General features: G+C 65.3%; 18 protein-coding genes and 1 pseudogene. 10 read left to right on the top strand and 9 right to left on the bottom strand.

Annotated features, from left to right (window positions below):
• Positions 1-14: 14 nt before the first annotated feature.
• The gene (locus tag QOC76_RS29365) at positions 15-161 is read left to right on the top strand and encodes a hypothetical protein (RefSeq protein WP_526363193.1); all 147 of its coding nucleotides are present in this window, start codon (positions 15-17) and stop codon (positions 159-161) included.
• An 11-nt stretch (positions 162-172) separates the two neighbouring features.
• Here the strand turns inward: QOC76_RS29365 and QOC76_RS29370 are convergent, their stop codons facing one another.
• Positions 173-1,054 carry a TIGR03854 family LLM class F420-dependent oxidoreductase gene (locus tag QOC76_RS29370; RefSeq protein WP_526363195.1) on the bottom strand — a complete coding sequence of 294 codons (882 nt, stop codon included), beginning with the start codon at positions 1,052-1,054 and terminating at the stop codon, positions 173-175.
• 148 nt (positions 1,055-1,202) lie between these two features.
• Here QOC76_RS29370 and QOC76_RS29375 point away from each other — a divergent pair, with 148 nt between their 5' ends.
• Positions 1,203-1,850, top strand: a complete 648-nt coding sequence (locus QOC76_RS29375) for an MOSC domain-containing protein (RefSeq protein WP_526363233.1) — start codon at positions 1,203-1,205, stop codon at positions 1,848-1,850.
• Position 1,851: 1 nt separating this feature from the next.
• Positions 1,852-2,319 (top strand): nitroreductase/quinone reductase family protein, encoded by a 468-nt coding sequence (locus QOC76_RS29380; RefSeq protein ID WP_526363197.1) that lies wholly within the window; start codon positions 1,852-1,854, stop codon positions 2,317-2,319.
• Here the strand turns inward: QOC76_RS29380 and QOC76_RS29385 are convergent.
• A complete protein-coding gene (locus QOC76_RS29385) occupies positions 2,295-2,750 on the bottom strand; it encodes a DUF4383 domain-containing protein (protein WP_526363199.1) in 456 nt (151 codons plus the stop codon). The two genes, QOC76_RS29380 and QOC76_RS29385, sit on opposite strands and share 25 nt — an antisense overlap.
• Positions 2,751-2,853: 103 nt before the next feature.
• A complete protein-coding gene (locus QOC76_RS29390; protein WP_526363201.1) occupies positions 2,854-4,110 on the bottom strand; it encodes an MFS transporter in 1,257 nt (418 codons plus the stop codon).
• A 114-nt stretch (positions 4,111-4,224) separates the two neighbouring features.
• Between QOC76_RS29390 and QOC76_RS29395 the strand changes: the two genes are divergently transcribed.
• Positions 4,225-5,154, top strand: a complete 930-nt coding sequence (locus QOC76_RS29395; RefSeq protein WP_526363203.1) for a phosphorylase family protein — start codon at positions 4,225-4,227, stop codon at positions 5,152-5,154.
• 2 nt (positions 5,155-5,156) lie between these two features.
• On the opposite strand, the gene QOC76_RS29400 is transcribed toward QOC76_RS29395, so the two are convergent.
• Together QOC76_RS29400 and QOC76_RS29405 are read right to left on the bottom strand one after the other, a co-directional pair.
• Entirely contained in the window at positions 5,157-6,509 is a 1,353-nt protein-coding gene (locus QOC76_RS29400) for an MFS transporter (RefSeq protein WP_526363205.1), read from the bottom strand.
• Positions 6,510-6,579: 70 nt separating this feature from the next.
• Positions 6,580-6,853, bottom strand: a pseudogene (locus tag QOC76_RS29405) (maleylpyruvate isomerase N-terminal domain-containing protein); the annotation flags it as partial.
• A gap of 65 nt (positions 6,854-6,918) precedes the next feature.
• On the opposite strand from QOC76_RS29405, the gene QOC76_RS29410 reads away from it, so the two are divergent.
• Positions 6,919-7,221: a hypothetical protein gene (locus tag QOC76_RS29410; RefSeq protein ID WP_526363207.1), complete on the top strand. Its 303-nt coding sequence runs from the start codon at positions 6,919-6,921 to the stop codon at positions 7,219-7,221.
• Between the two features lie 24 nt (positions 7,222-7,245).
• On the opposite strand, the gene QOC76_RS29415 is transcribed toward QOC76_RS29410, so the two are convergent.
• The 3 genes from QOC76_RS29415 to QOC76_RS29425 are packed head-to-tail and all read right to left on the bottom strand — an operon-like array spanning position 7,246 to position 8,392.
• Positions 7,246-7,629, bottom strand: a complete 384-nt coding sequence (locus QOC76_RS29415; RefSeq protein ID WP_526363209.1) for an NYN domain-containing protein — start codon at positions 7,627-7,629, stop codon at positions 7,246-7,248.
• Positions 7,626-8,063, bottom strand: a complete 438-nt coding sequence (locus QOC76_RS29420) for an SRPBCC family protein (RefSeq protein ID WP_526363211.1) — start codon at positions 8,061-8,063, stop codon at positions 7,626-7,628. The genes QOC76_RS29415 and QOC76_RS29420 overlap by 4 nt, the downstream gene beginning before the upstream one ends.
• Positions 8,060-8,392 (bottom strand): ArsR/SmtB family transcription factor, encoded by a 333-nt coding sequence (locus QOC76_RS29425; protein WP_526363213.1) that lies wholly within the window; start codon positions 8,390-8,392, stop codon positions 8,060-8,062. The genes QOC76_RS29420 and QOC76_RS29425 overlap by 4 nt, the downstream gene beginning before the upstream one ends.
• A 93-nt stretch (positions 8,393-8,485) precedes the next feature.
• On the opposite strand from QOC76_RS29425, the gene QOC76_RS29430 reads away from it, so the two are divergent.
• The 3 genes from QOC76_RS29430 to QOC76_RS29440 are packed head-to-tail and all read left to right on the top strand — an operon-like array spanning position 8,486 to position 10,630.
• On the top strand, positions 8,486-9,181 hold the full coding sequence (locus QOC76_RS29430; protein WP_526363215.1) for a DUF899 domain-containing protein: 696 nt from the start codon (positions 8,486-8,488) through the stop codon (positions 9,179-9,181).
• Entirely contained in the window at positions 9,178-9,858 is a 681-nt protein-coding gene (locus QOC76_RS29435) for a maleylpyruvate isomerase family mycothiol-dependent enzyme (RefSeq protein ID WP_526363217.1), read from the top strand. Before QOC76_RS29430 ends, QOC76_RS29435 begins: the two co-directional genes overlap by 4 nt.
• Positions 9,859-9,874: 16 nt before the next feature.
• On the top strand, positions 9,875-10,630 hold the full coding sequence (locus QOC76_RS29440; RefSeq protein ID WP_526363219.1) for a DUF899 family protein: 756 nt from the start codon (positions 9,875-9,877) through the stop codon (positions 10,628-10,630).
• Between the two features lie 128 nt (positions 10,631-10,758).
• On the opposite strand, the gene QOC76_RS29445 is transcribed toward QOC76_RS29440, so the two are convergent.
• Entirely contained in the window at positions 10,759-12,519 is a 1,761-nt protein-coding gene (locus QOC76_RS29445) for an N-acyl-D-amino-acid deacylase family protein (protein WP_526363221.1), read from the bottom strand.
• Between the two features lie 112 nt (positions 12,520-12,631).
• Here QOC76_RS29445 and QOC76_RS29450 point away from each other — a divergent pair, with 112 nt between their 5' ends.
• Positions 12,632-13,984: an aromatic ring-hydroxylating oxygenase subunit alpha gene (locus QOC76_RS29450; protein ID WP_526363223.1), complete on the top strand. Its 1,353-nt coding sequence runs from the start codon at positions 12,632-12,634 to the stop codon at positions 13,982-13,984.
• A partial coding sequence (locus QOC76_RS29455; protein WP_526363225.1) for a TetR/AcrR family transcriptional regulator occupies positions 13,981-14,191 on the top strand: 211 nt, incomplete at its 3' end. The genes QOC76_RS29450 and QOC76_RS29455, both read left to right, overlap by 4 nt.

The raw sequence follows: 14,191 nt of genomic DNA on the forward strand, positions 1-14,191 counted from the left end.
CCCGAGGAGGACGAATGAGCTCACCGGAATCGACACCCGATCAGCAGCAGCCCGCCGAAGGCGCCGAAACACAGGTATCGCCGGCGAATCCGGCGTACTCGACGCCGCCGCCCGAGGGCATGCCCTCTGCCGACGACCAACGCAGCGCCGACTCGGAGTAGTCGTCGGGAACTCAGTTCTGCCGTGGGAGGAGCTGGGTGACGAAGGCGTCAAGGAAATCCGATGTGTCGACGTCGCCCGCCGGCCTGATGACGAACTTCGTCAACCCGGCGGCGATGTAGTCGTCCAGCCTTCGGTGCAGCGTCGGCCAATCTGCCGCTACGAGCTCTGCGGGATCGAGATCGGGCCGACGTTTGCGAATCGCGGCCAGCACCGGCGCAGGCAGATCACCGTTGCCGACCGCGAGATTGATTCCGTAGTGGTCAGGTTCGATCTCGCGGCCCGCTGCATCGGCGGCAGCGATGATCGCCTGACGGGCCTGGGCCGCCTCCGTCGGAGTCAGGAAGCTGCCCAGCCACCCGTCGCCGAGGGCGCCGATGCGCCGAAACGCCGCCGCTGTCGCTCCGCCGATCCAGATATCAAGCGGCGGAATCGGTTTCGGGAGCACCTGTGCGTTCCGCACGGTGAAGTAGTCGCCGGAGAACGTCACATCGTCCTCTCGCAACGCGATGCGCAACAAGCGCAGTGACTCGTCGAAGACGGCAGCGCGCTTTCCGTCCGGCACGACGAACAAGTCACGTTCGGCGGGCAACGCCGACCGCAGGCCGAAGACGGGCAGTACCCGCTTGGGTGCGAGCGCGGACAGCGATGCGAGCTGTTTGGCGACCAGCACGGGGTGACGACCGGGCAGCACCGCCACCGAGGTGCCCACCTTCAATCGCGTCGTCCGCGCGAGCGCGAACGCCATGCCGACGAACGGGTCGACCAAAGGTGAGTAGACCAGTTCGGAGAACCACAGCGAGTCGATGTCGACGGCCTCGAGGTGGTCGACGATCTCGGCCAGTTGCTCGGGACCTGGATCTGCTCCAAGCCCCACTCCGAAACGGACCTTCACTCGCGCTCCCTCGCATCAACGGTCTACCCCATCGCAACACGCGAGGGGCGCCGTTTGTGCCGCTGTCGGCCATGGATTGCCCGGCGCCCGCCGATGCAGTCGAAAAGCGGCCTCATTTCCCGGCCATTACCTTGGACGCGTGGCATCTCTGTTGTCGGTCAACCTCGCCCGCGTCCGCCCGAATCCCGACGCACCGTCGAGGTCGACGGGTATCGACAAAGCCGCAGCGCACGACGATGTGATGGTCCGGCCGCCGGGATCCATGCGCGGTGGTCTGGGCAGCGGACTCGTCGGCGACACCATCGGCAACCGGAAACTGCACGGTGGCGACGATCAAGCCGTTTACGCCTACGCGCGAGAGGACCTCGACGAATGGGAGTCGGTGCTCGCACGCCGGCTGGTCAACGGCATGTTCGGTGAGAACCTCACCACGTCGGGAGCCGATGTCACCGGGGCGCGGATCGGCGAACGGTGGCGCATCGGCAGCGACGGTCCGCTGCTCGAGGTGTCGGCTCCTCGAACCCCATGCCGGACCTTCTCGGCCTTCCTGGGTCTGCACAACTGGATCAAGACCTTTACCGAGGCGGCGAAACCCGGCGCTTATTTTCGTGTCATCTCACCTGGAACGGTGCGCGCAGGCGACGCGATATCCATTGACTACCGGCCCGACCACGATGTGACGATCGGCCTGGTGTTCCGGGCAAGGATGTCGGATCCGGCTCTGCTGCCGCACCTGTTGGAGGTCGACGCGCTTTCCTCGGAGCTCAAGGCCTATGCGCGGCGCCGGGTGGGATGACATGCTGCGCGATGCACTGAGCGCCCTGCAGCGGTGGAACTATCGCGGCGGCCGACCGAACTTCACGGCGCGGGTCTCGAATCGGCTGGGCGCCATCGCCTTTGCGGCGGGCGTCGGTCCCCGTCATGCGGCCACCCTTGAAGTTCGCGGTCACAAAACCGGGCGCACGATCTCGTTCCCCGTCGTCGTCGCCGATTACGGGGGCGGCCGCTATCTGGTGGCCATGCTCGGCCAGAAGACGAAGTGGGCGACAAACGTTCGCGCCGATGACCACGCTGTCCTTCTCATGCGCCGCCGGCGCGAGAATGTCTTACTGGTTGAGGACTTCTCGGGCGATCGGGCCGAGATCCTGCGCCGGTATCTCGACCTCGCTCCCGGTGCGCGCCCCTTCTTCCCGATCGACCGCCGTGCGGCAGTGCGTGACTTCGAGCGGATCGTGAACGACTATCCCGTGTTTCGGGTGGTCTGAACTTCCCGGTGAAGGTCGGCGAGCGAATTCCTCAGCCCGCCGTCGATACGGATCTGTATCGCCGCGACCGCGATCATGACCGCCGCGCTCACCAGGTGCACGACCGCGTCGGTGGTGTTGTTGGGAAAGGTGAAGACGAAAGCCACCTGGTGTGAGAAGAAGGCCCAGATGCCGGGCAGCGCGCCGGCCACCGCGGCGATGAGCAGGTACAGCACCGCCCACGACCTGCGCAGCGCGAACACCAGGCCGGGTGCGAACAGCGCGAGACCGGCGACCGCATGCCAGCCGTTGTAATCCATCCCCAGCACCTGGGCGGTCGGCGCGTCGGGTCCGGTTGCGAAGCTGGGTTCGACGATCAATCCGATGACCGCCTGAATGACGTGAAACGCTGCGATGATCAGCAGGCCGATCTGGGCGAAACTCCACTTCATCGGGGATTCACCTCCATAAGTCAGGGGGAACCGCTCGACTCGAATACTACGCTCAGTAGTAGACGACGGCAATGGTGCAGCTGCCGGTGGTGCTCATCCGCCGTCAGGACCGCACTGCGCCGGCGGTCTGATCGGTTCCGAATCGTAGGCCGGTGGCGTCCTTGCCGATCAGTGTCAACACGGCGACGGCAATGAGCACCGGTATGACTGTGGCGGCCAACGCGAACGGATAGCCGTGCGTCTCTGCGAGGTGCTCCTGGATCGGTAAATTGAAGGCGGCGAACAGATTTCCGAGTTGATAGGTCACGCCGGGATAGAATCCGCGGATGGCGTCGGGCGACAGTTCCGTGAGATGCGCGGGGATGACCCCCCAAGCGCCCTGAACCACCACCTGCATCAGGAATGAGCCGAGGCACAGCATCGCTGCTGTATGCGAAAAGGCGAACAACGGCACGATCGGCAGACCGAGCACTGCGCAGAAGACAATGGTGTGGCGGCGGCCGAACCGTTGCGACAGAGTGCCGAACACCAGTCCCCCGGCGATCGCACCGATGTTGTAGATGACTGCGATCAATTTCGCTGTCTCGCTGGAGAGTCCGGCACCACCGTTGTGTGTTGCCTGCAGAAACGTCGGATACACGTCCTGGGTGCCGTGGCTCATCCAATTGAACGCCGTCATCAGCATGACCAGGTAGACGAACCGGCGAATGATCGCGGGGTCGAGGACTATGTCCCGAATTCTGGTGCTGGTCAGGCGCATTCGGTCTTGAGCCGCCTCCCACACCTCGGATTCACGAACCCGGGAACGGATGATGAGACTGATCATGGCCGGAATGATGGAGAGGGCGAACAGCCAGCGCCACGATAGGCCCAACCAATCCACCACAAGCAGGGATGACACCGTGGCGAGCAGGTAGCCGAACGAGTAGCCCTCCTGCAGCAAGCCGGAAAAGAAGCCACGCCGCTCGACGGGAATCTTTTCCATCGCCAGTGCCGCACCCAGTCCCCATTCACCGCCCATGCCGATGCCGTACAGAAGGCGCAGGATCAGCAGCACGGTGAAGTTGGGAGCGAAGGCGCAGAGAAACCCGACGATCGAGTAGAACGTCACGTCCACCATGAGTGGGACACGTCTGCCGACCCTGTCGGCCCACAGGCCGAAGATCAGCGCGCCGACGGGTCGCATCAGCAGCGTGGCCGTCGTGACGAACGCGACTTCGGCGTTCGACATGTGGAACGTCTTGGCTATATCGGCGTAGACCAACACCACGATGAAGTAATCGAAGGCGTCCATCGTCCAGCCGAGAAATGCGGCGATGAACGAGTTGCGCTGGTCGGCAGTCAGTCGGGTGTCCGCCACAACCGTTGCATTCCCGGGCGACGCCTGTGCGTACCTGCCAGTTTCCTGTGAGGTGAGTTCGGTCGCCTGCGCGGCCGGAAGACCGTCGATCCGCGGCCGACCAGTGAGACCATGGTGGCCGATACCGCCGTGGCACCCGAACAGCGCACCCTGGTCCTGACCGCCTTCCCTGCCGAGGCGGATGCGATTCTCGCGCGTACCACGCTCGCCGCGAATCCGGTCCTCGTCGCAGACGGTCGGCACTACTACCTCGGAACGCTGGGCGGCAAGAACGTCGTGGTCGCGATGACGGGCATCGGCATGGCGAACGCCGCAGGCGTCACCGAAACGGCACTGACCCACTTCACGGCCGAATCCGGAGTCTTCATCGGCGCGGTGGTGTTCGCCGGCGTCGCAGGCGGCTCCGGGCGCACCCGGATCGGCGATGTGGCCGTCCCCGCCCAGTGGACTTCCGACCACGGCGCCACCTGGCACGCCGTCGACGCCGACATGCTGGCCGCGGCCGACACGCTGACCGTGGACCTGGAATGCACCGACACCATCGTCGGCCCGGCCTGCCGCCTCTGCGGTCCGCTAGCGCGTTGCCACCTCGTCGACCTCAAACGTGAGCCGCAGCTACACGTGGGTGGCGACGGCTCGAGCGACGACAACAACAACGGTGCCGCGTTCCCCTCGATCCCCTTCGGCGGCGCCGTATTCGGGCCTGCCCCACTGGCCGCGCCCGACTTCTCGCCGTTGTTCGCGGGCAACTTCTTCCGGGCGATCGGACCATTTCTGATCCGCGGAATCATCGGCAACATAATGGGGTTCGCGACGGCGACGAACCCACCGGTCGATGCGGTCGATCAGGAGACCGCCGCGGCGCAACAGATCGCCCACGCCTACGGCGTTCCATTCCTCGGCATCCGCGGAATGTCCGACGGGCCCGGCGACCCGCTGAACCTGCCGGGCTACCCGTTCACGTTCTTCGTCTACAAGCAGATTGCGGCGGACAACGCAGCGATCGTCACCGAGGCTTTCCTGCAGAACTGGGACGGCGCCTGAGCCTAGGTGCGGGTCCGGCTGTAGACCGCGTCGTCCTCGATGTCGGCGCGGGAACGGTCAGCCAGCGCCTGGCAACAGATGACCGTGATGACAGCGGCGATGACGATGTAGATCGAAATCGAATAAGGCGTCCCCGTCTCGTGGAGCAGCCAGGTCGCCAGCAGCGGGGCCGGTCCGCCCGCGAACACCGACGCCAACTGGTAGCCGAGGCCGGCGCCGCCGTAGCGGAGATGTGTCGGGAAGCTTTCGCCGATCAGCGCCGCCTGCGGCCCGTACATCATCGCGTGAATGACCATCGAGCACACGATCACGATGAAGATGGACACGCCGCCGCCGTGGGTCAGCACGTAGAAGTACGGGAACGCGAACAGTCCGGCGATCACCGCGCCGGCCGTATAGACCTTCTTCCTGCCAAGCGTGTCCGACAGGTGCGAGAAGAAGGGGATCGCGGCGAGTTCGACGGTGGCCCCCACCAGGACCGCCGACAGGATGAAGGTCTTGCTGTAGTGGTGAACTTGCACCACGTAGGTCAGCACGAATGTGGTGAACAGGTAGAAGGGCATCTGCTCGGCGAACCGGACACCGGCGGAGAGCAGGATCTCCCGCCAGTGATATTTGATCGCATCCTTGACCGGGGCGCTCGCGGTCTTCCCCTGTTCCACCACCTTGGCGAACATCGGCGTCTCGAGGATTCGGAGCCGGATCACCAGGCCGACCGCCACCAAGATCAGGCTGGCCAGGAACGGGATCCGCCAGCCCCATGAGTCGAACGCGTCCTCCGACATCGTCGCGGACAGCAGCGTCATGCCACCGGTACCGAGCACCAGTCCGACCGGGACACCGATCTGCGCGAAACTGCCGAGCAGACCGCGTCGCTTCTGGTCACCCCATTCCATCGTCAGCAGCACCGAACCGCTCCACTCGCCGCCGACGGCGATGCCCTGCAGTACGCGCAGGAACACCAGCAGTAACGGCGCGGCCACGCCGATGGTTGCGGTCCCGGGCATGAGGCCGATGACGGCGGAGGCGAGACCCATGACCAGCAGGGTGATGATCAGCGTGGTCTTGCGGCCGATCCGGTCGCCCCAGTGTCCGAAGATGGCCGCTCCGATCGGCCGTGCGGCGAACCCGACGAAGTACGTCGCGAACGATTGCATCGCGCCTGCGTACGCCGAGGATTCTGGGAAGAACAGGTGCGGGAAGACAAGCGCGGCGGCTGTGTTGTAGAGGAAGAAGTCGTACCACTCGATCGTCGTGCCGATCGCGCTTGCCATCGCAGCACGCCGAACCTGAACCTGTTGGGTTCCAGAATCGGCTTGAACTGCGCGGCTGACCTCGTCGTCCCCGATAGTCATCGGATTGCCTCCCTGTAACCGATTTACGTTGACAGTCAGTTGCCAGTCTGTACCGCTACGGCCGGATGGGGAAGCCCGCCGCCGGCCCGACGGTCAGCGCGTCGAGTGGTCGTCGCCCAACGGCGGTGTTTCAGCCACGTCCCAGTAGGTGATCGGGTCCCTGGTCGGCTTGCTTTGAGCCGGTGTCACCAGGGTGATCAGCACGTCCTGCGCGTCGATGACGAGGTGACACACGAGGTCGCGAACCAGCCGAGCGCGCAGCCGGATGGCTCGTCGAAGGCCTCGTCAGGGAGGTTTGCGACGGCCGCGCGCAATACTGCCCAGCACCGGGAAAAGAGGGACACGGCCGCAAGTTGGCAGCTCTCGGGTTAGGCTGTTGCGGGTCGGGCGAGAGGTTCGGAGAGCTTAGATGGTGACTGTCAAGCGCGGTGTGGTGGTTTTCGGATGGGCGGTGGCCTTGGCCGCTGCGCCATTGGTGTGCGCATCGCCCGCCGCAGCCAAGGAATGTCCGTGGGGCACGAGGCTGACCCACTGGAACACCTGTGTCAGTGGCGCCGGGACCGCAGCAGCGCCGGTAGTCCCCGTTCCGCCTGCATCGGTCGGTGGAGCCGACATCATCAACAACCCCAACGGATACGACACGGTCAACGGCATTCCGTGCAGCCCAGAGCACTACGCCACGTGCTACGGCATGATCCAAAACGGGGGCTGACTCCCTCGTCGCCGGACGCCCCGATTACCGCACCGGATCGATGAGGTCGCGAAACCCCGCAGCCGGAAAGACCGATGCGCCCGCGTTTCGGACCCGCTCCGACAGCGCACTGTCCGACGTCACGACGGTGAGATCCTGAGGTTGATCGTCTGCTTCGACCAGCCGGACGATTTCGTCATCGGCCGAGTTGGGAGCCGCCCGGGGCGCGTTGGCTATCTCGATCACCGATGAGTCGATCGGCGGTGACATCGGCTTCTCGAACACCACGGTCACTCGGTGGTCCTGGCCCGGCGCCCAGCGCTCGAGCTGGTCGACCAGTCTGACCAACGCCTTTCGGCGATCCCTCCACCAGCCGTCCGGTCGGCTGCCGATCACATTCATCGCGTCGACGATCCAGCGCTGCGTCATCTCTGGTCCAGCGCACAGGAGAGCTGCTCGGCAGTGAGCGTCCAGCCGCTCTCGAAGCTCTCGAATTCCTCTGGCGGAAGCAAGGAATGCTCGATCGACATCAGTGTCTCGTCCTCGCCGACCGGCTCGAAGGCGACGTTGACGATGCTTTCCCTCGTCGGGTCCGGCCAATTCGAGTTGGTCCAGGTGAAGCGCAGCAGTCGCGGTCGGTCGATGGTAAGGAACTGGCCGGTGATCAGGACGCGACTGCCCGAGTCGTCGACATCGAAGCGCACGGTACCGCCGACATGCGGTTCGACGGTGACATCGACCACGCGGACGGGACGCGGACACATCCACTCCTGCAACGACTCCCGATCGAGCCACTCATTGAACACCACGTCAGGCACGGCCGGCATGACCCGTTGCACCCGGACGGTGGCCACTTCGGTCATCGGGGGCTTCCCTTCCTGCGCAATCGCGCCGAGAGCGCGTCCGCACGTGTCGACCAGAACTCCGTCTGCTCGCTCATCCACTGCTGAGCCATCGTCAATCCGTCCGGTTGCAGGGAGAGCCAGTGCTCGCGGCCGCGTATCTCCCGTCGCACCAACCCGGCCGACTCGAGCACGCCGATGTGGCGCGAAACGCCCGCGAACGTCATCGGGAGGGGCGCGGCCAGGTCGGAGATTCGGGCATCGCCCTGGCGCAATGTCGTCAACAGCCACCGTCTGGTGGGGTCGGCGAGCGCGCCATACGCACGATCCAAAACCTGATCTTCAACCATTCTGTTGACTATAACGACCTCTCGTGATGTGCTGAAGAAAGTTGTTCAACCGAAATGTTGAATGTTTCGACGGCAGACCGGTGAGGAGACCGCATGGAGACGCCTCCGATTGTCTCGGCGCAGCAGTGGGAGGCTGCACGGCGCGAGATGCTCGTCAAGGAGAAGGAAATCACCCGGGCGCGTGACGGGCTCGCGGCAATGCGGCGGCGAATGCCGTGGACGCCGGTCGAGAAGACGTATGCGTTCGAGGGGTCGGACGGCACGGTCAGCCTGCTGGACTTGTTCGATGGGCGGCGCCAGCTGATCGTGTACCGCGCCTTCGTCGATCCGGGCGTACACGGGTGGCCCGAACACGGATGTGTCGGATGCTCGTTGATGGCCGACCATATCGGCAACCTGGCCCACCTCAACGCGCGCGACACCACTCTGGTCTACGCCTCGCGGGGTTCGCAGTCAGACCTTGAACGGGTGAAGGCCCGGATGGGTTGGGACCACCCGTGGTACACCATCGTGCCGGGACCGGATGGCGCCTTCGACGTCGACTTCGGCGTGGACGAATGGCACGGCACCAACGCCTTCATCCGCGACGGTGACCGGATCTTCCGCACCTACTTCATCGACAACCGCGGCGACGAGATGTTCGTCAACACCTGGCACTTCCTGGACATGACCGCGCTGGGACGGCAGGAGACCTGGGAGGTTTCACCCGAGGGTTACTCGCAGACCAAACCCTACGAATGGTGGCGCTGGCACGACGAATACGGCGACGAATCCTCCCCGAAGGAATGACCGTCGTGTCGAACACCGACCCGCGCCAGGTTGCCCGGTTTTATCTTGATACAAAGGAGCGCATCACCGCGTTGGTGAGCGCACTCGACGACTCCGCGCTGACGACCACGGTCGCGGCGGCTTGTCCCGGCTGGTCGGTTCGCGATGTGGTGGCTCATTGTGCGGCCGTCGCCGACGACTTGGGTCAGGGACGCCTGACGGGACCGCCCACCGACGTGGAGACCGCCGCGCAGATCGCCCGCTTCGAAGGTCACGACATGGCCGGCATCATCGCGGTCTGGACCGACGCGGCAGCTCGCCTCGGCCGTCTCGCCGAGAATGCCCGCGTGGAACCGCCCGTCGGCGACGTCACCAGCCACGAGCACGATGTCCGCGGTGCACTCGGCAGGCCAGGCGCCCGCGACTCCGACGCGGTTCGGTACTCCTCGGATCGGCTGCTCGGCAACCTTCGGACGCCGGTGCCGTTGCGGGTCACCGTGGAAGACGCCGAGTACCGGTGCGGGCCGGCCGACGGCGCGGACTTACGTCTTCTCACTACGCGATTCGAAGCACTGCGCTGGCGGACCGGCCGCCGCAGCCGTGGCCAGCTCGCGGCGATGGACTGGTCCGACGACCCGGCGCCCGTGCTCGACCACCTGTACATCTTCGGGCCGGCCGCCGCCGACCTCATCGAATAGCCTCGCAGGAGCAATCGTGAAATACGAGTCACCGCATCGCCATTCGGTCAACAACGCGCCGTCCCCAGCGGCCGTCGATCGAGCGACGTTCGAGGCCGAGATCGACACCCTTCGGGCTCGCGAGAAAGCCCATATTCGACAGGGCGATGCGATCGCTGCCTCGCGCCGGGCGCTGCCGATGGTCGAGGTCGACGCCAACCTGGAGTTGGTTGGGCCTGACGGGCCGGTCACCCTGCTCGACGCTTTCGACGGACGCAGTCAGCTTCTGGCCTATTACTTCATGTGGCATACCGGCGCATCCGCGCCAGAACAGTGCGAAGGGTGCACGTGGGTGACGACGCAGGTGCAGGAGCTGTCCTACCTGCATTCCCGGGACATCACCTATGCGGTCTTCTGCCAAGGTCCGTATGAGCAGAGTGCCCGGTACCGGGACTTCATGGACTGGCACATGCCGTGGTACTCGGCACTCCCCTCGCTCGACTCACTCCTCGTCGGCCGCACCGCGGGCATGATGCACATCGTCAGCTACCTCCGCGACGGCGACCGCGTCTTCGAGACCTACTGGACGACGCTCCGCGGCGTCGAGGCGATGGATTACAGCCTCGCGCTGATGGATCTCACGGTGTACGGACGCCAGGAGCCCTGGGAGGAGTCGCCGGCCGGCTGGCCGCAGGACTGGCGCGTCGACGGTAACAACACCCGCATCGACGGAAGGCCCATCCCCCAGTGGTCGCGACTGGAGGCCGGACGGTCGGACAATCTCGCCGGCTGAGGCCAGAAGAATGCATTCAGGCCGCATAAATTTTCAGAGATAGCCATGATCGGCGGCAGTGCCGGACACCTCCGTCGCGGCGCCGGCGGTGAAGGCCGGCGGCTAGTTTCGTACCGCAAGACGACGTTCTACCGCGCCCCGCGGACAAGTCGGCCAGGACGCGCGCCGGTGTCGGCGCCGTCGCGTCGGGTGACGACTCCGTTGACGATCGTGGCGGTGTAGCCGGACGCGCCCTGGACCAGGCGCTGACCGCCCGCGGGCAGGTCGTAGGCCATGCGGGCGGGGTGCAGCGTCAGCGCATTCATGTCGATGACGTTGACGTCGGCCTTCTTCCCCACCTCGATGACACCGCGATCGGAGAGCCCGAACAGCTGCGCAGTGTCGTGAGACTGTTTGCGCACCACATACTCCAGCGGCAGCTTGTCGCCTCGGTGGCGGTCCCGCGCCCAGTGCGTCAACAGGAACGTGGGGTAGGACGCGTCGCAGATCATGCCGCAGTGCGCGCCCCCGTCGGACAGGCCCGAGACCCCGGCGGGGTGAGTAAGCATCTCCCGGATCGCGTCGTGGTTGCCGTAGTAGTAGTTGTAGAAGGGCAGCATCAGCATCGATGTCGCGTCGGACTCGAGCATCAGGTCGTACAGCGTGGCCAAGGGATCCTCGCCGCGATCGGCGGCGATTTTCTCGACGGCCCGGTCAGGGGTCGGCTCGTAGTCGGGAGGATCGCCGAGGGCATAGATTCGACCGAGAGAGTATTGGACGAGTGCGAACATGTTGTCGAACAACAGTTTCGGGTCGGGTGGCAGATCATCCTCGGCGAGGATCGCCGCCTTGACCGCGGGATCGGCGAGACGCTGCGCCAACTCCTCTCGGCTGCATTCGGCTTTCAACCGACGGAAGGTCGGACGGTGAGTGAACGCGTGATGGCCGGGGAAACCGAACAGCATGCCGAACGGTCGCGCCGCGATTTGGGGGTACAACTGGCTGCCTGCCGCATGAGCCGCCGCCGAGATGTCCAGTTGTTCGCGCCAGAGGTCGGGCGCCGCGTCGACTTGGATCATGCCGAACGAGATGGGCCGGTCGATCTCGGCGCCAAGGCGCTGCATCCACTCCAGTTCCTTCTTCGGCGCAATGATGTCCTCGCCGGCGACCCCCTGCGGGGCCAGCTCGAAGACGGCCCGCCCACCTGCCGCCATGGCCCGGCCGAGTCCGAAAAGTTCGTCTTCAGCGGCATAGGTTCCGGGAACGGGTTCGCCGTCGATGGCCCGGTGACCGATCGTGCGCGAGGTCGAGAAGCCGAGCGCGCCTGCCTCGATTCCTTCCTGGACGATGCGCGCCATTGCGGCGATGTCCTCCGGTGAGGCGGGCTCGTTGCGTGCGCCGCGCTCCCCCATTGCATAGGCGCGGACCGAACCGTGGGCTATCTGGCTGCCCACGTCGATAGCGAAATTCTGCTTTCCGATGACGTCGAGGTATTGGGGGTAGCTCTCCCACCCCCACGAGATGCCCTCGGTGAGTGCGGTGCCCGGAATGTCCTCGACGCCCTCCATCAGGCCGATCAGCCACTCCTCTGACCCGGGACGGACCGGGGCAAACCCGACGCCGCAGTTTCCCGCGACCACCGTGGTCACGCCGTGTCCGCTCGACGGCTCCAGCAGGCTGTCCCAGCTGACCTGACCGTCGTAGTGCGTATGGATGTCCACGAAGCCGGGCGCGACGATCTTCCCCGTGGCGTCGATCGTTTCGGCCGCGTCCCCTTCCAGCGGCGGACTGCCCGGCCCGCGACCTCGAACCTCGACGATCTTGCCGTCCTTGACCGCCACGTCGGCCTGGAAACGGTCCGCGCCCGTACCGTCGACAACGGTTCCGCCTGTGATCTTGAGGTCGAACACGTTTACTCCCTACCAACGCTGTGCCAGCGGTGACTTCCGTTCCACGCAGGTCTGCCGAGCCGCTACGGTGGTCAATGTAACACCGTTACAGACTGAGCCGGGAGGGCCAATCGTGACGCATCTGGCGCAGGCCGGCCCGACGGTCGGCAGTCCCTCCCACGTCCAACGGGAAGACGCGATCGGCACACCTCCGAAGCGCCCCACCCTGGTGCCTGCGGAGCGGTACTACTCCGCGGCGTTCGCGCAGCTCGAGGTCGAACGGATGTGGCCGAAGGTATGGCAAGTCGCCTGCACGGTCGACCATGTGGCCGAGCCCGGTGACTTCTTCGAGTACCGGTGCGGGCCGTACTCCGTGCTCGTTGTCCACGGTGACGACGGCGAGCTTCGCGCGTTCCAGAACGTGTGTCGTCACCGCGGCAACTCGTTGTGCACCGGCGCCGGCTCCGAATTGCGCGAGCTGAAGTGCGGATATCACGGTTGGACGTGGGATCTCACCGGTGCGCTCAAGCGAGTGCCCAACCGCAAGGGGTTCGGCTCGCTTCGGATGTCTGAATTCCCTTTGATAGCGGCGAAAGTCGGTACGTGGGAGCGGCTCGTATTCGTCAACCTCGACGTCGACGCGATGCCGCTGCGCGACTTCCTTGAAGCGGTGCCGCGAGACATCGCATGGTGCGGGCTCGGCGACTTCCGTTGCTACGCCACCATCACCGTGGAGGTCGACGCCAACTGGAAGACCATCGCCGACGGCTTCAGCGAGACCTATCACATCCAGACACTGCATCCCGAACTTCACAGGTGCATGGACGATGTGTATGCGCCGCAAATTATTTGGGGTCACACCGGCAAGTCCGAGCAGCTCTACGGTGTGCCGAGCCCGCAGATCAAGGAGCCGCTGACCGACGCCGACGTGTGGGACGCGTACGCGACCACCCAAGGTGCGCTGATGGGTGTCGCCGAAGGCACCCCGTTCCCCGCCGGTCAGCAGCGGCGCGGCCAGTCGGTGTCCGGCGTCATCGCCGAGCGCACCAAGGCTTTCGCTGCCGAGCGCGGTGTGGATCTGGGCTGGGCCTCTGCCGACCAAGTCATGCGGCTGCACCAGTACAACGTGTTCCCGAACATGTCACTTCTGGCCAACGCCGACCACATGACGGTGCTGACCGCGCGCCCCGGGCCCGACCCCGATCACGGCGAGCTGGTGATGATCCTGTGGACGCGGATGCCTCCCGCCGCGCCGCGGATCAAGCCGGCCGACATGCGGATTAAGCCCGACGAGGCGCACCCCGGCCTGGTGCTGACTCAAGACATCGCGGTGCTCGCCGGACTGCAGCGCGGTCTGCACCAACCCGGCCTCACCCACGTGACGCTGTCCAACGAGGAACGGCGCGTGATCAACATGCACCGCAACCTGGAGCGCTATCTAGCGCTGCCGGAGTCCGAGCGGATGACAGGAGGTGAAACACCGTGAAAGAAGCGGTCGATGCCGAGGCGATCCTCGACACCGCGGCTCGCTTGATCGAGCTCGACGGTGTGGATGCCTTCACCATGCGCGGTCTCGCCGAGAGCCTCGGCGTTGCGGTCACCTCGATCTACTGGCATATCGGAGGCCGGGACAAGCTGTTCGACAGCCTGGTCGATCGGTTGCTGAGCCAGATGGCGCACCTACCGGTCGACG

The organism is Mycobacterium sp. (assembly GCF_032159565.1).
GTDB lineage: Bacteria > Actinomycetota > Actinomycetes > Mycobacteriales > Mycobacteriaceae > Mycobacterium.